This is a genomic window from Paraburkholderia sp. J8-2 (genome assembly GCF_905220195.1).
Classification (GTDB): Bacteria; Pseudomonadota; Gammaproteobacteria; order Burkholderiales; family Burkholderiaceae; genus Paraburkholderia.
In genome coordinates, this window is the sequence record NZ_CAJMZA010000041.1 from 1 (window position 1) to 16,759 (window position 16,759).

The 16,759-nt window shown below is 62.9% G+C and carries 17 protein-coding genes; 5 read left to right on the forward strand and 12 right to left on the reverse strand.

The features are described 5' to 3' along the window. Positions 1–222: 222 nt before the first annotated feature. The 4 genes from U5A52_RS38960 to U5A52_RS38975 all read right to left on the reverse strand — a co-directional run bounded on the left by U5A52_RS38960 (position 223) and on the right by U5A52_RS38975 (position 4,264). A complete protein-coding gene (locus tag U5A52_RS38960; protein ID WP_321939488.1) occupies positions 223–1,110 on the reverse strand; it encodes an ABC transporter permease in 888 nt (295 codons plus the stop codon). Then, positions 1,107–2,057, reverse strand: coding sequence for an ABC transporter ATP-binding protein (locus tag U5A52_RS38965; RefSeq protein WP_321939491.1), 951 nt, complete (start codon positions 2,055–2,057; stop codon positions 1,107–1,109). The genes U5A52_RS38960 and U5A52_RS38965 overlap by 4 nt, the downstream gene beginning before the upstream one ends. A 168-nt stretch (positions 2,058–2,225) precedes the next feature. Beyond that, positions 2,226–3,281, reverse strand: coding sequence for an ABC transporter substrate-binding protein (locus tag U5A52_RS38970; protein WP_321939493.1), 1,056 nt, complete (start codon positions 3,279–3,281; stop codon positions 2,226–2,228). A gap of 62 nt (positions 3,282–3,343) precedes the next feature. Next, positions 3,344–4,264, reverse strand: a complete 921-nt coding sequence (locus tag U5A52_RS38975) for a TauD/TfdA dioxygenase family protein (RefSeq protein WP_415774124.1) — start codon at positions 4,262–4,264, stop codon at positions 3,344–3,346. A 538-nt stretch (positions 4,265–4,802) separates the two neighbouring features. Between U5A52_RS38975 and tkt the strand changes: the two genes are divergently transcribed. Then, positions 4,803–6,920: a transketolase gene (tkt, locus tag U5A52_RS38980; RefSeq protein ID WP_321939494.1), complete on the forward strand. Its 2,118-nt coding sequence runs from the start codon at positions 4,803–4,805 to the stop codon at positions 6,918–6,920. A 4-nt stretch (positions 6,921–6,924) separates the two neighbouring features. On the opposite strand, the gene U5A52_RS38985 is transcribed toward tkt, so the two are convergent. Together U5A52_RS38985 and U5A52_RS38990 are read right to left on the reverse strand one after the other, a co-directional pair. Further along, positions 6,925–7,212, reverse strand: coding sequence for a DUF1488 domain-containing protein (locus tag U5A52_RS38985; RefSeq protein ID WP_321915181.1), 288 nt, complete (start codon positions 7,210–7,212; stop codon positions 6,925–6,927). A gap of 72 nt (positions 7,213–7,284) precedes the next feature. Beyond that, positions 7,285–7,446, reverse strand: a complete 162-nt coding sequence (locus U5A52_RS38990) for a DUF1328 domain-containing protein (RefSeq protein WP_158761410.1) — start codon at positions 7,444–7,446, stop codon at positions 7,285–7,287. Between the two features lie 197 nt (positions 7,447–7,643). Here U5A52_RS38990 and U5A52_RS38995 point away from each other — a divergent pair, with 197 nt between their 5' ends. Next, positions 7,644–8,630 carry an alpha/beta hydrolase gene (locus tag U5A52_RS38995; protein ID WP_321939496.1) on the forward strand — a complete coding sequence of 329 codons (987 nt, stop codon included), beginning with the start codon at positions 7,644–7,646 and terminating at the stop codon, positions 8,628–8,630. Positions 8,631–8,786: 156 nt separating this feature from the next. Continuing rightward, complete coding sequence (locus U5A52_RS39000; protein WP_321939497.1) at positions 8,787–9,605, forward strand: sulfotransferase; 819 nt, start codon at positions 8,787–8,789, stop codon at positions 9,603–9,605. 149 nt (positions 9,606–9,754) lie between these two features. Here the strand turns inward: U5A52_RS39000 and U5A52_RS39005 are convergent, their stop codons facing one another. Together U5A52_RS39005 and U5A52_RS39010 are read right to left on the reverse strand one after the other, a co-directional pair. Further along, positions 9,755–10,444: a carboxymuconolactone decarboxylase family protein gene (locus U5A52_RS39005; RefSeq protein ID WP_321939498.1), complete on the reverse strand. Its 690-nt coding sequence runs from the start codon at positions 10,442–10,444 to the stop codon at positions 9,755–9,757. A gap of 84 nt (positions 10,445–10,528) precedes the next feature. Next, complete coding sequence (locus U5A52_RS39010; protein ID WP_321939499.1) at positions 10,529–10,957, reverse strand: cupin domain-containing protein; 429 nt, start codon at positions 10,955–10,957, stop codon at positions 10,529–10,531. A gap of 117 nt (positions 10,958–11,074) precedes the next feature. Between U5A52_RS39010 and U5A52_RS39015 the strand changes: the two genes are divergently transcribed. Next, the gene (locus U5A52_RS39015) at positions 11,075–11,974 is read left to right on the forward strand and encodes a LysR family transcriptional regulator (protein WP_321915189.1); all 900 of its coding nucleotides are present in this window, start codon (positions 11,075–11,077) and stop codon (positions 11,972–11,974) included. Between the two features lie 110 nt (positions 11,975–12,084). Here the strand turns inward: U5A52_RS39015 and U5A52_RS39020 are convergent, their stop codons facing one another. From U5A52_RS39020 to U5A52_RS39030, 3 genes are all read right to left on the reverse strand, one after another. Continuing rightward, entirely contained in the window at positions 12,085–12,459 is a 375-nt protein-coding gene (locus U5A52_RS39020) for a gamma-glutamylcyclotransferase family protein (protein WP_321939553.1), read from the reverse strand. Between the two features lie 291 nt (positions 12,460–12,750). Next, entirely contained in the window at positions 12,751–12,954 is a 204-nt protein-coding gene (locus U5A52_RS39025) for a hypothetical protein (protein ID WP_321915191.1), read from the reverse strand. A gap of 397 nt (positions 12,955–13,351) precedes the next feature. Next, positions 13,352–13,591 (reverse strand): hypothetical protein, encoded by a 240-nt coding sequence (locus tag U5A52_RS39030; protein WP_321915255.1) that lies wholly within the window; start codon positions 13,589–13,591, stop codon positions 13,352–13,354. Here U5A52_RS39030 and U5A52_RS39035 point away from each other — a divergent pair. Beyond that, positions 13,520–13,684 (forward strand): zinc ribbon domain-containing protein, encoded by a 165-nt coding sequence (locus U5A52_RS39035; protein ID WP_321915192.1) that lies wholly within the window; start codon positions 13,520–13,522, stop codon positions 13,682–13,684. The two genes, U5A52_RS39030 and U5A52_RS39035, sit on opposite strands and share 72 nt — an antisense overlap. A gap of 15 nt (positions 13,685–13,699) precedes the next feature. Here U5A52_RS39035 and U5A52_RS39040 read toward each other — a convergent pair whose 3' ends face one another. Continuing rightward, entirely contained in the window at positions 13,700–16,753 is a 3,054-nt protein-coding gene (locus U5A52_RS39040) for an efflux RND transporter permease subunit (RefSeq protein ID WP_321939500.1), read from the reverse strand. Positions 16,754–16,759 lie beyond the last annotated feature (6 nt).

The following is a 16,759-nucleotide window of genomic DNA, read 5'->3' on the forward strand; positions in this document are numbered from 1 at the left end:
GGTGGTACGAGGTGACAGACGCTCCGGAGCCATTCACCTGTCGTGGCGCGAGATGAACTGTGGCAGGCGCTGGCGGTTTGAGCGGCTTTCTTTGCCTACTTTCTTTGCCGCTGCAAAGAAAGTAGGTGCCGCCCCGCACAGGGGCAACGCTGGCATACCGACGCGAATACAAGGAAAGGCCAAAGAGGCAGGCACCACAAAAAAAAGGCCAAGCGCAAGCCGTTAATGCTGCACACCCCAGCGCCGCACAGTGAGCCGCTCCAGCGTATCAAACACCAGATGCTCAACGAGCAGCCCAATCACAATAACGGCAGCAAGCCCGGCAAACACACGATCGGTATAAAGCTCGTTGCGGTTCTGAAAGATATACCACCCAAGCCCACCCTGCCCGGCGCTCGCGCCAAACACAAGTTCCGCGGCGATCAACGTGCGCCAGGCAAATGCCCAGCCCACGCGCAGTCCCGCGATGATCGAGGGCAACGCCGCAGGCACGAGAATCAGCACGACCTGGCGCAGCCCGCTCAACCCATAGTTGCGCCCCGCCATGCGCAGCGTCGCGGGCACGCCCAGAAAACCCGTGTACATGTTCAGCGCGAGCGGCCACAGCACGGCATGCACGAGCACGAACAACAAGCTGCCGGTGCCGAGCCCAAACCATTGCAGCGCAATCGGCAGCAGTGCGATAGAAGGCAGCGGATTGAACATCGCGGTAAGCATGGAAAGCAAATCGCGACCCACACGCGTGGAAACCGCAAGCGACGTGAGCACGAACGCCAGCACCACGCCAATCGCATAGCCGCGCAGCAGCACCGACATCGATATGCCCGTTTTCACGAGCAATTCACCGCTCACAATGCCCTGCACAAACGCAGCAAGCGTCGCGCCGAATGTCGGCACGAGCAAATCGTTCGCTACCACGCGCGCCGTGACCTCCCAGCCCGCAATCAGCACGAGCGCGATGAGCGTGCGCCGAAACCAGCCCGCATCGAGCACACGCCGCGCAAGCGGCAGCGGCGCGGAGTCGGCGCCTGCCTGCACCGGCAGCAAGGGACGCTCGTATTCCGCGCGCACAGGCGGCAAAGGCGGCAGCGTAGGGTGTGGCGTGCTCATCGACTGGCCTCCTTTTCAGCTTCGTTATCGGCTTCGTTGTCGGCTTGACTGCCGGCTTCACTATCGGTATCGAATAGCAGGCGATGGATGCGCGCCACGCTCTCGCGAAAGTCCACGCCACCCATGCTCGCGTGCGAATACGCGTGACTGTTCACCTCGGCGCGCACGCGCCCCGGGTGCGGCGAGAGCAGCAGAATGCGGTTGCCGACCACGAGCGCTTCCTCGATCGAATGGGTGACGAACAGCAGCGTGAAGCGCGCGTCGTCCCACAGGCGCAGCAGTTCCTCCTGCATCTTGCGGCGCGTGAGGGCGTCAAGCGCGGCGAAGGGTTCGTCCATCAGCAGCACGCGCGGCTGCATGGCGAGCGCACGCGCAATCGCCACGCGCTGCTTCATGCCGCCCGAAAGCGTGTGCGGGTAAGCATCGGCGAACGCGGCGAGTCCTACCTTGTCGAGGTAATGGAGCGCGCGCTCGCGTGCTTCGGCGCGCGGCAGCTTGCGCGCCACGCGCAACGGAAACGCCACGTTCTCGGCCACTGTCTTCCAGGGCGGCAACTGGTCGAACTCCTGGAACACCACCACGCGGTCGGCGCCCGGTCCGCGCACGGGTTCGCCCGCCAGCGAGATCGATCCCGACACCGGCTCGATAAAGCCAGCAATCGCCTTGAGCAAGGTGGACTTGCCGCAACCCGAAGGGCCCAGCAGCACGAAGCGGTCGGCGCCGTAGACGTCGAAGCTCACGTCCTGCGTGGCGCGCACGATGCGCTCGCGGCTGCGGTATTCGAGGCTGACGTTTTCGATGGCAAGCAGGCGTTCGCTGTGCGCCCCTGCCTGCTCTGCGCGTTCGGTATGCACTGGCCGCTCGCTCGCAGCGACGCGTTGCGACGCGCCCGCTTCACGGCGCACGGCCGGTGCGCGCTCCCAGAATCTGGTGGTGGTGACGTTCACTTTTCGCAAATCCAGCAGATAAAACGTCAACATACGGGCACCCGGCGCGCCGCCCAACCAATGAATCGACATATTCAAACCAGGCCTGCATATAAGCGCTGGATGCTTGCCATCAATGCAAACGGGCCCACAAGGGGGCCCGTTATCCGGTGCTCGAACCGCGCTGGCTCAACTGCCGTTGGCAACCGCCGGATCGTCGAAGAAGTAATCGCGCCACGACTTCGGCTCGTTGCGGATCGCGCCCACGCGATACATGAATTGCGCCAGCGCGAGCGTATTCTGCGGCGCGGTCTTGAACTGCACCTGCGGATCGCGCAGGATCTTCAGGAGCAGATTGCGGTCGATCTTCGAGTCGTTCACGCGGATATAGATGTCCGCCGCCTGCTCGGGGTGCGCGGCGATGAAGCTGGCCGCGTCGGCGAGCGCCGCCACGAATGCGCGATACGTCTTCGGGTTCTCGTCGCGGAACTTCTGCGTGGCGTAAAGCACCGTGGCCGAACTCGGGCCGCCCAGCACGTCGTACGAGTTGAGCACGATATGCGCCTTCGGGTTGGCCGCCAGTTCCTGCTGCTGGAACGGCGGATTGCCGAAGTGCGCCGTGATCACGCTGCTATTCGCGATGATCGCCGCCGTCGCATCGGGGTGCGGAATCGCCTGGCTGGATGCGTCGAGCCGGTCGAACTGCTTCTCGCCCCACTGCTTCGCCGCCGCGTATTGCAGCACGCGCGACTGCACGGAAACGCCCACTGCCGGCACGGCAATGCGGTCCTTGCTCGTGAAGTCGGCAATGGTCTTGACGTTCGGATTCGTGGTGACGAGGTAATACGGCAGATTGCCGAGCGACGCCACGCCTTTCACATTCTGCTTGCCGTGCGTACGGTCCCACACCGTGAGCAGCGGGCCCACGCCCGCACCGGCCACGTCCACTGCGCCGGAAAGCAGTGCATCGTTCACGGCCGCGCCGCCGGAAAGACGCAGCCAGTCGACCTTGATGTCGATACCGGCCTTGCGGCCCTCCTGCTCGATGAAATGCTGGTCGCGCGCGACATTGAGCATCAGGTACACAACGCCGAACTGCTCCGCAATGCGGATCTGCCCTTCCGCGCGCGCCGGCGCAGGCGCGCTCAGACCAAACGATGCGAGCACAACGGCGAGTGAAGCGGCGCCCGCGCGCCGCCACACGTTCGCGCGGCTGGCGAACACATTACCTATAGAAAGCGACATGCTATGGATTCCTTTTTATTCTGTGCAATGCGCGGCGCGCGAGAAGCGCGCCGCAGCGCGTATCAAAACGGCGTGTCGCCTTCGATGGTGGTGCGATAAAGCTTGCGGCGCAGATGATCGGGCGTGCCCGCCGCGAGATGCATGAGCGAACGGTTGTCCCAGAACACGAGGTCATGCTCGCGCCATTCGTGGCGGTAGCAATGCTCCGCCCGCACGCTGTGGGCGAACAACTCGTCGAGCAGCGCGCGGCTTTCGTCCTCGGGCAGATCGACGATGCGCGTCGTGAAGTGCTCGCTCACGAACAGCGCCTTGCGGCCCGTTTCGGGGTGCGTGCGCACGACCGGATGCACAACGGGCTTGACCTGCGCGATCTGCTCCGCGGTGAGATTCGGCCGCCACGGGCTGCGCGCCTGAAGTTCCGCATAGCGCGCGAGATAGGTGTGCTCGGCGCGCCGCCCTTGCACGGCGCTGCGCAAGTGCGCAGGCAGCGTATCCCACGCGAGATGCATGTTGGCAAACAGCGTGTCCCCGCCCTCCACGGGCAACGCCTGCGCGTGCAGCAGCGAACCGAGGCTCGGCTTCTCCTTGTATGAAAGATCGGAATGCCAGAAGTGGCCCGCATCGCCAAGGCCAATGGGCTTGCCGTTCTCCACGATGTTCGAAACGATCAGCACTTCCGGGTGGCCCGGCAGCGCGAACTGGTGCAGCACGTGGATCTGCAGCGGCCCGAAGCGGCGGCTGAACTCGACCTGTTGTTCCGGCGTGATGCGCTGGTCGCGAAACACCAGCACGTGATGATCGAGGTGCGCGCGATGAATGCGTGCGAAATCCTCGCTTGAAACCGGCTTCGCGAGATCGAGGCCGACGACTTCCGCGCCAAGTGGCGCATTCAAGGGAAGAATCTCGAAGTGCTGGGACGCGGCGGCCGCGCTCGAAGGGGCAAAAGCAGCGGCAGAAGCCGTGAATGTGGCGGGGGTAGTCACGCAGCAAGCCTTTCAGGTAAGCAATAGCTTCAATCTACGTGATCCGCACGCCGGCTGACAACGAAGCAAATCCGATACGTTTATCCGTTCGAGTCATAAAGGCGCTGTTAAGGCATACGGCGCGTGCGCTGGTGAAGCGCGCGGCGTACCGCCATTTCGCGCACACCGCGCATAACTTCCATGCGCGGTGCGCGCGCCTGGAGCGTGCCTGTCCAAATGGGAATACGATCACAAGCGTGAGCACCCCTGCCTGCGCGAACGGGCACTGCCTTCGCCACACCGCCCATCAACGTTTGAACGTCCCGCTCCGTGAAGCGCGGCGCGCCCACGCTCGCGCCGCCCTCGACAGCAACCTTGTGATGCGCTTTCTATGCATCGGCTCGGTAAGCCAAATGGAGGGACGCGATGGTGCCAATCCGCAAAACGTGCGCCCCCAGGGTCCCAAGCGCGGTTGACTAGCTGGCACCGCTTTTGCGCATCCATGCCTTCGCGCGCTGCCGACCGCATGCAGCGCGCCCCTGCCGAGGAGTCCGAGCTCATGTCATCGAATGCAACCTCGAATGCCACGCCCACCAAGGCCGACCCATCCGATCTCGACCGCCGCGTCATCGACACGATCCGCACCTTGTCGATGGACGCCGTGCAAAAAGCCAATTCCGGCCACCCCGGCACCCCCATGGCGCTCGCGCCGCTCGCGTACCAGATCTGGCAGCATCATCTGCGTTATGACCCTGCCGCGCCGCTATGGCCAAACCGCGACCGCTTCGTGCTCTCGAACGGCCACGCTTCCATGCTGCTCTACTCGCTGTTGCACCTTACAGGCGTGCAAGCCGTAGATGAAAAAGGCAAGCCCACGGGCAAGCCCGCGGTCTCGCTCGACGATATCAAACACTTTCGCCAGCTCGACAGCGTGACGCCGGGGCACCCGGAATATCGCATGACAACGGGCGTAGAGACGACCACCGGGCCGCTCGGCCAGGGGCTCGGCAACAGCGTGGGCATGGCCATGGCCGAGCGCTGGCTCGCGCAGCGCTTCAATCGCCCCGACGCCACGATCTTCGACTACCGCGTCTATGCGCTGTGCGGCGACGGCGACATGATGGAAGGCGTCTCGCACGAGGCGGCTTCGCTCGCGGGCCACCTCGGTCTGTCGAATCTGATCTGGTTTTACGACAGCAACCACATCACGATCGAAGGACGCACCGACCTCGCCTATCGCGACGACGTCGAATCGCGTTTTCGCGGCTACCACTGGCACACGCTGCACGTGGACGACGCCAACGACACGAACGCGATCGAAGCCGCCATCGAAGCAGCGCAGGCCGTGACCGACAAGCCGACGCTCATCGTGGTGAAAAGCATCATCGGCTGGGGCGCGCCGAACCGGCAGGACACGGCGGCGGCGCACGGCGAGGCGCTGGGCGAAGAGGAAGTGCGCCTCGCCAAGCGTGCGTACGGCTGGCCGGAGGACGCTCAATTCCTCGTGCCCGATGGCGTGTACGAGCGCTTCGCGCAAGGCATGGGCGCGCGCGGCAAGGCGGCGCATGAAGCGTGGAAGCAACGCTACGACGACTATGCGAAGCGCTACCCCGAGCCGGCGAAAGAACTGAGCCTGATGCTCGAGGGCAAGCTGCCCGAGGGCTGGGACGCCGACATTCCGACCTTCGAAGCCGATGAAAAGGGCGTTGCCACGCGCGATTCATCGGGCAAGGTGCTCAACGCCATTGCGCAACGCGTGCCGTGGATGATCGGCGGCGCCGCCGACCTCTCGCCCTCCACCAAGACCAATCTCAAGTTCGAGGGCGCAGGAAGCTTCGAGCGCGATCACTACGACGGCCGCAACCTGCACTTCGGCATTCGCGAGCACGGCATGGGCGCGGTCTGTAATGGCCTCGCGCTTTCGGGCTTGCGACCGTTCGCATCGACGTTCCTCATTTTCAGCGACTACATGAAGCCCCCCATCCGGCTCGCCGCGATCATGGAGCTGCCCGTGGTCTACGTGTTCACGCACGATTCGATTGGTCTTGGCGAGGACGGGCCCACGCACCAGCCGATCGAGCAACTCGCCGCGCTGCGCAGCGTACCCGACCTCCTCACGCTGCGCCCCGCCGACGCCAACGAAACCGCAGAGGCCTGGCGCGTGGCGCTTACGCGCGCGCATGAACCGGCCTGCCTCGTGTTGACACGCCAGGCCCTGCCCACGCTCGACCGCACGAAATACGCGAGCGCACAAGGTGTGCGGCGCGGCGCCTATGTGCTCGCCGACGCACCCGATGGCAAGCAGCCCGAAGTGCTGCTCCTCGCCACGGGAAGCGAAGTTTCGCTATGCATTTCCGCATACGAAACGCTGCAAAACGAGGGGATCGCCGCGCGCGTGGTCTCGATGCCTTCATGGGGCCTGTTCGAACTACAAGACGAGGCATACCGCGATGCGGTGCTGCCGCCGGGCGTCCATGCGCGCGTGGCCGTGGAGCAAGCCGCTTCGCTCGGCTGGGACCGCTACGTCGGCCGCTTCGGCGCGCAGATCGTGATGCGCACGTTCGGCGCCTCCGCGCCTATCAAGGCGCTGAGGACCAAATTCGGCTTCACGCCGGAGCACGTGGTGGAAGAAGCGAAGAAGCAGATTGCGCGCTGCAAGGCGGGAGCCCGCGAGTAAGCCGTCAGTGCCTGCTCGTGCCGTACATGCGCAAATAGCCGCTGTGAAGCGTCACCGGCTTGCCGTCCGTCTCCTCGATGAGCCGGGCGGCGGCCGCTTCGATGGCGGCGCGATTGCGGTGGAACGCGAGGCGCAGGTCGGGCTCGCGCAACGATCTCGCGCCGAAGCGATCCTCCAGCGCTTCGGCGGTTATCGCGCAGTCCACCGGGACCGAATCCGCCACGGCAACAAACGTGAGCGCGTACTCCTGCGTGTCGTACTCGACCGGACCTTCGGGAAAAGAAATGTTCATAGTGGGTGGACTCCTGAATATCGGGCGCGTAACCAATCAGGCGCCGCCGCGTGCCGGCGCGCAGGCGATCTGTCAACGCCGCGAGATGCCGAAAAGCAGGCTGGCCAGGAAGAGAATCACGAATATCAGGAACAGAATCTTGGCGATGCCCGCAGCACCCGCGGCAATCCCGCCAAACCCGAAGACAGCCGCGATGATGGCTATGACGAAAAATACGATCGCGTAGTAAAGCATTGCCGGCTCCTTTGGAAGTATCCCTCCTCTATGCGCAACGGCCGTGCCCGAGCGGACTTTCGCGCAGGCGCGAGAATTCCCGGGCCTCCAGTGGGGACAGGTCCAACATGTCTCACGGCGCGTGGGCGCGCATGGCCACGCGTAGCGGATCTTGTAGCGAGAAGGTGGAAACATTCCGCAATCTCTTTGGAAACGCCATGACGACAACCCACAACAAACTTCGGTATGCCGCTGCTTCGATATTGACCGTGCTCTTCTGCCTGCTTGCGGCAACCGCACACGCGGCAGGCTTCAAGCGCCTCGACATTCCCGCCGACGCCAACGGCCCGGCATTGAAAGCCATGGTATGGACGCCATGCGCCGAGCCCGCGGAGGACGTGCCGTTCGGTCCATACGTCCTGCGCGGGCGGCGCGACTGTCCGACGACTGGCGAGAAGCTCCCGCTCGTCGTCATTTCGCACGGCCACACCGGCTCGTTTCTGGGTCATCATGACCTTGCCGAGACGCTGGCCGACGCGGGCTTCGTTGTGGCCGCAATCAATCACCCAGGCGACTCGTTCGCCGATCCGGGCCGCTCGGGCGATATCTCCGTGTTCATCGAGCGGCCGGCCGATATCAAGCGCGTGATCGACTACATGCTGAGCGCCGCGCCAGACGCCGCGAAAATCGACCCGCAACGCATTGGCTTCTTTGGCTTTTCGCGCGGCGGCTATACGGGTCTCGTGTTAGCGGGCGGCGTGCCGGACTTCCAGCACGCCGATGTGCCTTGCCCGGACCCGCGGCCGCCGGTCTGCGACGAAGTTGCGCGTGGAGACGTGCCCACGCAGCCGCTGCCGGCCGACGCGCGAATCAAGGCGTTCGTGCTCGCCGACCCGCTCAATGAATTCCCTGCCGCGAGTGATCTGAAGAACGTCACCGCGCCCATCCAGATGTGGGCTTCGCAGTATGGCGGCGACGGCGTCATGCCCCACAACGCGCCCGCGCTCGCGAAGACACTGCCCCGCAAACCCGACTATCACTTCGTGCCGAATTCGGCGCATTTCGCCTTTCTCGCGCCCTGCGCCGAGGCTATGAAAGAGCAGATGCGCGAGATTTGCGTGGATGAGCACGGCTTCGACCGGGTCGCCTTTCATCAGGCATTCGACGCCAGCGTGCTCGCGTTTTTCCAGGCGAACTTGCGCTAGCTTTCCCGCTTCCCTTCGTGCGGCCCTGTGGCCGAGCCGCCGCATTGTCGCTTCGGCCATCGCGTCGTCAGTTTCGCGCCAGCATCGGCAGGTAACATCGGTGCAAAGGAAGGCATCACGCAAAACCGGCGCAAGACGAAACAGGGAGATGGCTGAATGCGTTCTTTTCCGCTATTCATTGTCGGCGCACCGCGTTCGGGAACAACGTTTCTCTGCTCTGTTCTCAATGCGCACCCGCACATCCAGCTAACCAACGAATGCCGGGTTTTCGCGCTGGTCAAGGAAATGCTGGATGTGGGCAGCCAGCGCCCCGATCTGATGAGCGCCGCATGCCGCGACCGCTTCAACGCCTTTGGCCGCCGCACGCTTGGCGCCTGGGTCGAGCGCTTCTATCGTGAAGACCTCGAAATGTCGGCGCCGATCTGGGGCGACAAACATCCCCCCTACGCCGATCCTACGATTCTTTCCGGCCGCATCGGCGCAATCGAGCGCTTGCCGCGCTCCGGGTCGTGCCTGCGGCTCATCCACGAACTGTTGCCCAACGCGCGCTTCATTCATCTTCATCGCGACCCCGGCTGGGTCGCCAATTCGCTGGTGCGCAAGCACTGGATCGGGTCCGTCAACGACGGCGTTCGCGTGTGGGGGCAGTATGTGACCGAAATCATCGACTTCTTTGCGGAGATTCCGGCGGAGCAGACGTTGACGGTCGGCTATCGCAATCTGATCGAAGATGCGGACACGACGATCGCAAGCATCAGCCGCTTTCTGGGCCTCACGGACGCTTCGCCGATCCGCGATTACCTGCATGCCCAGCGCAGTGCGCCAACGCCGTTCAGCGACCCGGTGACCGATATCGCCGATCTCTACGTCGTCCCGCCTACCCCAACAACGGATAACGCGCTGCTCGCCCTTGCGGAAAAGGCGGCGACGCAACTTGGCTATTCGGCACCCGCCACTCTTTCGGAATCCATATAATTACTGCAAAGCAGCGCTCGAAAGACGAGGTACGCACGCGATTGCAGGCACGGCGAATTAAGCACGATGATGAGGCAGTCGGTAGCCTGGCGTTCGGAGAAGTCCGCACCGAAGGTCACGGCGCGGACCAGGAGAACCTGATATCGGCGTCAGGCAATGCCACCCGCGCGACTCTCCAGAACGCTTCTTACCACCGGCACGGCTGAAAAGGCGTTCGGCCATCCCGCGTACCAGGCAAGGTGAGAGACCGCTTCGGAAACCTCTTCAGGTTTCAGCCCGTTGTCCATTGCCTTGTTCAGGTGGAACGTCACCTGCGCGACGTGTCCGGCGGTGATCAGCGACGCAACCGTCACGAGACTCCGGTCGCGTGGCGATAGATCGGGCCGAAGCCAGAGGTCGCGAAACAGAACCTCACCCGTGTCGGCCACGAGTCCCGGTGAAGCCGTGCCGACCATTTGCTCCACGGCCTGCGCACGCCTCGCCTCCGCCTGCATGTCCAGCGGCATCAAGGCCGGCGATTCAGCGGGAAGCTGATCTTCACCAATGGCCCGGTCGGCGAACACACGCCCGATAGCGGCCGCCGCCGTCGTGCCGGTGCACCAGCCCGCATAGAACGCGAGATGCGTCACGATCTCCGACATCTCTTTTGGCGCGACTCCGTGATCGAGGGCGAAGTTCGCGTAGAACGGCAGCGCATCGATTCGCCCCTGGGTGATGACAGCCGCCAGCGTGACAATGCTCCGATCCCGTCGCGAAAGGCCGGCGCGCGACCACACCTTGCCAAAGAGCGATTCCTGCTCATAGCGAGCCAGTGCCGGAGAGCAGGCGTAGACATTCATAATATTCATTCGTCATCCTGAAAAAATAGGAAACGCTCGCGACGTTCTCCCTCGACGATTTCCGTGCGGATACTGACGCCGGAATCAGTCGGTGACCAGCAGGCCCGACGTGTATTGCTCGTCCGTAACGGGCTCCATCCATTCGACGTTCTTTCCGTCGAGCATCTCGGTGATCGCGACGTGCGACATCGCAGTGGTCGGCGCTGCGCCGTGCCAGTGACGCTTGCCGCATGAGCAGGCGACGATATCGCCGGCCCGGATCTCCGTGCGTGCACCACCCTCGCACTGGGTCCAGCCCACGCCCGACAGCACGACCAGCGTTTGCCCCAACGGATGGGTATGCCAATGCGTGCGCGCACCGGGCTCGAATGTCACGATGGCGCCGCCGGCTCGGCCAGGTTCCTCCGCCTGGAACGGGCTGTCGATCCGCACCGAGCCCGTGAAGAAGGTCTCCGGCCCCTTGATCGAAGGCTTTGTTCCATTACGGATGATGGTTTGTGCCGGCGTGGTCATGATTTGCGTCCTTTGCAGTGTGGTCCGATGGTGAAAACACCCAACCGACAATCTAGTTCCTCGGTCGCGCGCCGACTAGATGGCAGAATCGGCATAGATTTATGCTATGGTGCATAAATGGAAATCCCCGACCTGAACGAACTGATCGCGCTGCTCACAGTGGCACAGGAGCGCAGCTTCACGCGCGCCGCGAGAAGGCTTGGCGTATCGCAATCGGCGCTTAGCAGGAGCGTGGCGGCGCTCGAGCGGCGGCTAGGCTCGCTTCTGCTGGTGCGCACCACACGCAGCGTGTCGACCACCGAGGCCGGTCAGCAGCTCCTGAACGGCGTCACGCCCAAGCTCGAAGAGATCGACGCCGAACTGCGCGCGATCGCCGAATTGCGTGAGCGCGCCGTGGGAACGGTGCGCATCACGGCAACGGACTACGCGGCCAACCAGTACATCTGGCCGAAGCTTCAGGGGGTGCTGCGCGAGAACCCCGATCTGCGCGTCGAACTCATCAACGACTACGGATTTACCGACATCGTCGCCGAGCGGTTCGACATTGGTGTGCGGCTCGGCGATCAGGTGGAAAAAGACATGATCGCCGTGCGCATTGCGCCGGACGAAACGCTGGCGATCGTGGGCGCGCCCGACTATCTCGCCACAGCGCCGGCGCTCGCGCATCCACGGCAGTTGACGGCGCACAACTGCATCAATCTCAGGCTGCCCCGCACCGATACCGACCTGCCGTGGGAGTTTCACAAGGGCAACAAGCACATCGAGGTCAGGGTTCGCGGCCAGCTCGTTTTCAATAATTCGTATCAGATGCTCGACGCAGCCTTGCGCGGCTTTGGACTCGCCTACATTCCGCGTGCGCTGGCCGAAAACCATGTGCGCGAAGGCCGATTGCAATGGGTGCTGGAAGACTGGTTCCCCACCTTTACCGGCCACCACGCCTACTATGCGACGCGGCGCCAGTCCGCGCTCGCGGTACGGCTGATCATTGCTGCGTTGCGCGATGGCGCGGCCGATTGAATGAACTCATCGACTGCGAGGTGATTGGCGACTGAAGTCGTAGATAGTAAGATGTGCTAATGCTTCGGGGTCGCCGCTAGTGGAGTGAGTGCGGCCTTGCGTATGCCTGCTCAAGGTTGCCGCGGCGACTCGGCGTCTACGTACACCCATGCCGATGCGCCTGAAGCAAGAACGACGCGATCACGCCGATATGCATCGACTTCGTAGTCGTCCGCATGTTGAAGTTCTTCGGGTGTGATCGCGAAGACCATACCGCTCACCTTGTCGGTCGTGTTGGCCGTATAGGTCACGACAGGATGATGCGTCTTCCCGCTTGTCCTGACGACTTCGGGGTCGTCGATCTTCAGCATGGTCAGTGAATAGCCGGGCATGTCATCAGCGTGGCCGTCAAGTTTCCGGCCAAACGTTGCCAGTTGCACCTGCTCGAGCTGAAGCGTGCCGTATGAAAAGAGATTTTCTGAAAATACCGGATCAGTGTTAGCCATAATGTGCAAGCAAGACGCGTGTGGGCCCGCATTTTACAACCGGACACGAATGGCTTGCCAGCCGGTTTGCCGGGTTCAATGGACCATGGTCGTGGACATATTGCGTTTGCGCTGCCAGCAACCAGGCGTATCGGTGAACTTGCGGTCAACGCTGTGGATCTCGTGCTCGCCCAGTCGTTCGATAACCTGGCGCAGATGATCAGGACGCGAAACGCGAAAACCGCGGGCGTCGACCGATCCATCGAACGCCGACGCCCTTGTGGACTGTGCATATGGATGTGCCCAGCCTGACTACTGATCGTGCGCGAGTGCTTCGAGACGAGCGTGGCCTGCGTCTTTCGCCGCGCGCTCCGTGGCGAAGGGTTCTTCGGCTACGAGCGAGCGCCGCACTTCGCGTGCGTCGAAGTCGACGAGCGAGATAACCCACACCCATCCGCCGATCTGCTCGGCCGTCTGCACGAACGCACGCACGTTGCCTTTGTCCTTGGTGTTCATTTGACCTCCTCGACAGGAAAACACCGGTAGCGGCGCCTCGCGCAGCGGGGGAGCATGCGTCCCGCGGGCGCCCTCACAGATCAAGTCAGCCCGCAGATCATCGCGCAGACGATCTGATCGGTGATTTGTGCAAGCACTCCATAACTCGCCATCGCGGTTCCCCGTTACGAGCCAACGTCCGGGAGCGCCGCATGGGGTACGGCCCTGCTGCCCCTCCCCTTGCAACACTTTATTTTAGGCAATGGGAATGGACATACCACTGGGCCCCCTGGACGCGCCCCCTGCAGCACGCGACGGTCGAAAGTGATCGGCGCGCCAACTTTCGGGGCAAAATCCGCCGCCCCGGCACTAGAATTCAGACATGGTCGCATTCCCGAAGGAGGCTGCCATGACTCAGTCAATGATCAGTTTTTGGGTTGGCCTTGTGGTTCTCGTTGTCATTGCCATGGTCCTGTCCCGTCGCTACAGGCGCGATCACCCGGGAGAGAGCCTGAGCCAGTGGCTCGACGCGCACCATATGAGCTGGATGCATCGCAAGCACTAGTGTTCTCCTTAGAGGAATACCATGCCGACTTACCAGTACCGGTGCGAGAAGTGCGGCGAGATGTTCGAGCATGCCGAGCATCTTGCCGAACATGCAACCGCTCATCCGCCTTGCCCCAAGTGCGGCAGCGAGAAGGTTCAGCACATACCCACACCCTTTGTGGCGAAAACATCCAGAAAGTCGTGAAATCTCTTCAGTCGCTCAGGTCTGTGCCGGTTGCACCCTGTCCCGATGATGGTCCGCGGCAAGGAACATATACATCGCAGGAACGACGAACAGCGTAAACAACGTGCCGATCGACATCCCCGTGAAGATCACGAGTCCCATCGCGTTGCGGCCGGCCGCGCCCGCACCCGATGCGATCACGAGCGGCACGACGCCCAGCACCATCGCGGCCGTCGTCATCAGGATCGGCCGCAAGCGCACGCCAGCCGCTTCTTCGAGTGCCTCGCGCTTGCGCCGCCCCGCGCGCTGCAGTTCATTCGCGAACTGCACGATCAATATGCCATGCTTGCTGACGAGGCCCATCAGCGTGACGAGGCCCACCTGCGTGTAAATGTTGAGCGTCGTCAGGCCCACGTTGATGAAGATCAGCGCGCCGAACAGCGCCATCGGCACCGACACGAGAATCACGACCGGATCGCGAAAGCTCTCGAACTGAGCAGCAAGCGCGAGAAACACGATGATCGTCGCCAACAGCAGCGTGGTCACGAAGCCGCCCGATTCCTGCACGAACTGGCGCGACAAACCCGAATAGTCGGCCGTGTAGCCCGTCGGCGCGGCGTCGGTGGTGGCCCGGCGCAAGAAGTCGAGCACTTCGCCCTGCGAGATGCCCGGCGCGAGCACGCCGGAAATCGTTGCCGAATTGAGCTGCTGGAAGTGGTTGATCGACTCGGGCACGACGTTGCGCTTCAGATGCGTGACCGTCGATGCGGGAATCACGCTGCCGTCGGGCGTGCGCAAATAATAGTCGAGCACTTGCGACGGGTTCAGCCGGTCCGTTTGTAGCACCTGCGGAATCACCTTGTACGAGCGGCCGGCAATCGAAAAGTAGTTGACGAAGTTACCGCCGAGCGCCGCGCCCAGCGTCTGCCCGATATCGCTTTGCGTCAGGCCGAGCGATGCGACTTTGTCGCGGTCCACGAGCAACACGCTTTCCGGCTTGTCGATCTTCAGATCGCTGTCGACGAAGAAGAACATGCCGCTTTCACGCGCCTTTTGCAGCACGGCTTGCGACACTTCATTCAGGTTCTCGAACGGCTCTGTCGTGCTGATGACGAATTGCACGGGTAATCCTTGCGCGCCCGGCAGGGGCGGAAACTGAAATGCCGCGACACGCGCGCCCGCGATGCCGTTCCACTTCTGCTGCAATTCCTGCTGCAATTGCGTTGCGCCCTTCTTGCGCTGGTCCCACGTCTTGAAGAGCACGCCGCCGATGCCCTGGTTCAGCGTCGGCACGCCCGTGAGCTGGAACATCTGTGCGTATTCGGGCAACTGCTTCGAGATCTCGAAGACCTGATCCGCGTAGGTTTGCATCTGCTGGATCGTCGCATCGGGCGGCCCCAGCACCTGGGACAGCACGATGCCCTGGTCCTCCTGCGGCGCAAGCTCCGATTGCGACGTCATGAAGAGATAGACGGTGCCGCACAGCAGCAGCGCGCCCATCACGACGAACACAGGCCACGTGTCGAGCATCGCATGCAAGAGGCGCCCGTAGCCGTGATGCACCCGCTCGAACTGCCGGTCGACGAAGCGCGCGAAGCGGCCCGACTGCTGGTCCGTGCGAAAAAAGCGCGAGCACATCATCGGCGAAAGCGTCAGCGCGATCACGCCCGATACGGTGACGGCGCCCGCCAGCGTGAACGCGAATTCGGTGAAAAGCGCGCCCGTCAGTCCGCCCTGAAAGCCGATGGGCAAGTACACGGCAATCAGCACGACCGTCATCGCGAGAATCGGGCCGCCGAGTTCGCGCGCGGCGATCAGTGCGGCGTCGAAAGGCTGCTTGCCCTCCTCCTTCATATGCCGGTCGACGTTCTCGACCACGATGATCGCATCGTCGACAACGAGGCCAATGGCGAGCACGAGCGCAAGCAGTGTCAGCAGATTGATCGAATAGCCAAGCACCTGCATCACGAAGAACGTGCCGATCATCGAGAGCGGCATCGCAATCACGGGCACGATTACCGCGCGAAAACTGCCAAGGAAAAGGAAGATCACGACGGTCACGATCAGCAGCGATTCGACGAGCGTCTTCACCACCTCTTCGATCGCCGTGTTGATGAAGTCGGTCGCGTCGTAGACGATGTCGCCGGTCATGCCCGTCGGGAACTGCTTCTGCAGGTCCGGGAAGAGGATTTTCACGCGCTTCGCGACGTCGAGCACGTTCGCATCGGGCGCCACCTTGATGCCGATGAACACCGATCGCTTGCCGCTGAATGCGACGTTGAAGTCGTAATTGTCCGCGCCGAGCACGACGTTCGCGACGTCTTCGAGGCGCACGATCGCGCCGTTCTTCTGCGCGACGACGAGCTTCCTGAAGTCTTCAACAGAATGCAGGTCGGTGCCCGCATTCAGATCGACGCTGATCATCTGGCCTTTGGTCGTGCCAAGCGTCGCCAGATAGTTGTTGTTGCCGAGCGCCGTGAAGACGTCGGCGGCCGTCACGTTGTGTGCGGCGAGCCTGCTCGAGTCGAGCCATGCGCGCAGCGCGAACTGGCGGCCGCCGAGCACTTCCGCCGTTTGCACGCCCTGGACCGAATCGAGCTTCGGCTTCACGACACGCAGCAAATAATCCGTGACGTTGTTGCTCGGCAGCACGTCGCTGTAAAAGCCCATGTACATCGCGTCGGTGGTTTGACCCACTTGCACGGTCAGCACCGGCTGTTGCGCCTGCGGCGGCAACTGGTTGCGCACCGAAGCGATTTGCGTGTTGATCTCCGTGAGCGCGCGATTGGAATCGTAGTTGAGGCGCAGCGTCGCGGTGATCGTCGAAACGCCCGTCGTGCTCGTCGACGACATGTAGTCGATACCCTGTGCCTGTGCAATCGCGGCTTCGAGCGGCTGCGTGATGAAGCCGGCCATCGTGTCGGCGCTCGCGCCGTAGTACGCGGTGGTGATCGTCACCACGCCGTTTTCGGTTTGCGGATATTCGCTGACCTTGAGCGCCGCAAGCGAGCGCAAGCCGAGCACGAGTATCAGCAAGCTCACCACCGATGCGAGCACCGGGCGTTCAATGAAGATGTCGGTGAATTTCATCGCGCG

What these genes read in the sequence shown, in the direction of transcription:
- U5A52_RS39020 (WP_321939553.1), bottom strand. Translation starts at nt 12,459, where the DNA reads ATGGCTAACACTGATCCGGTATTTTCAGAAAATCTCTTTTCATACGGC.
- U5A52_RS39005 (WP_321939498.1), bottom strand. Translation starts at nt 10,444, where the DNA reads ATGAATGTCTACGCCTGCTCTCCGGCACTGGCTCGCTATGAGCAGGAA.
- U5A52_RS39010 (WP_321939499.1), bottom strand. Translation starts at nt 10,957, where the DNA reads ATGACCACGCCGGCACAAACCATCATCCGTAATGGAACAAAGCCTTCG.
- U5A52_RS38960 (WP_321939488.1), bottom strand. Translation starts at nt 1,110, where the DNA reads ATGAGCACGCCACACCCTACGCTGCCGCCTTTGCCGCCTGTGCGCGCG.
- U5A52_RS39015 (WP_321915189.1), top strand. Translation starts at nt 11,075, where the DNA reads ATGGAAATCCCCGACCTGAACGAACTGATCGCGCTGCTCACAGTGGCA.
- U5A52_RS39040 (WP_321939500.1), bottom strand. Translation starts at nt 16,753, where the DNA reads ATGAAATTCACCGACATCTTCATTGAACGCCCGGTGCTCGCATCGGTG.
- tkt (WP_321939494.1), top strand. Translation starts at nt 4,803, where the DNA reads ATGTCATCGAATGCAACCTCGAATGCCACGCCCACCAAGGCCGACCCA.
- U5A52_RS38995 (WP_321939496.1), top strand. Translation starts at nt 7,644, where the DNA reads ATGACGACAACCCACAACAAACTTCGGTATGCCGCTGCTTCGATATTG.
- U5A52_RS38985 (WP_321915181.1), bottom strand. Translation starts at nt 7,212, where the DNA reads ATGAACATTTCTTTTCCCGAAGGTCCGGTCGAGTACGACACGCAGGAG.
- U5A52_RS38970 (WP_321939493.1), bottom strand. Translation starts at nt 3,281, where the DNA reads ATGTCGCTTTCTATAGGTAATGTGTTCGCCAGCCGCGCGAACGTGTGG.
- U5A52_RS38990 (WP_158761410.1), bottom strand. Translation starts at nt 7,446, where the DNA reads ATGCTTTACTACGCGATCGTATTTTTCGTCATAGCCATCATCGCGGCT.
- U5A52_RS39035 (WP_321915192.1), top strand. Translation starts at nt 13,520, where the DNA reads ATGCCGACTTACCAGTACCGGTGCGAGAAGTGCGGCGAGATGTTCGAG.
- U5A52_RS39000 (WP_321939497.1), top strand. Translation starts at nt 8,787, where the DNA reads ATGCGTTCTTTTCCGCTATTCATTGTCGGCGCACCGCGTTCGGGAACA.
- U5A52_RS39030 (WP_321915255.1), bottom strand. Translation starts at nt 13,591, where the DNA reads ATGTTCGGCAAGATGCTCGGCATGCTCGAACATCTCGCCGCACTTCTC.
- U5A52_RS39025 (WP_321915191.1), bottom strand. Translation starts at nt 12,954, where the DNA reads ATGAACACCAAGGACAAAGGCAACGTGCGTGCGTTCGTGCAGACGGCC.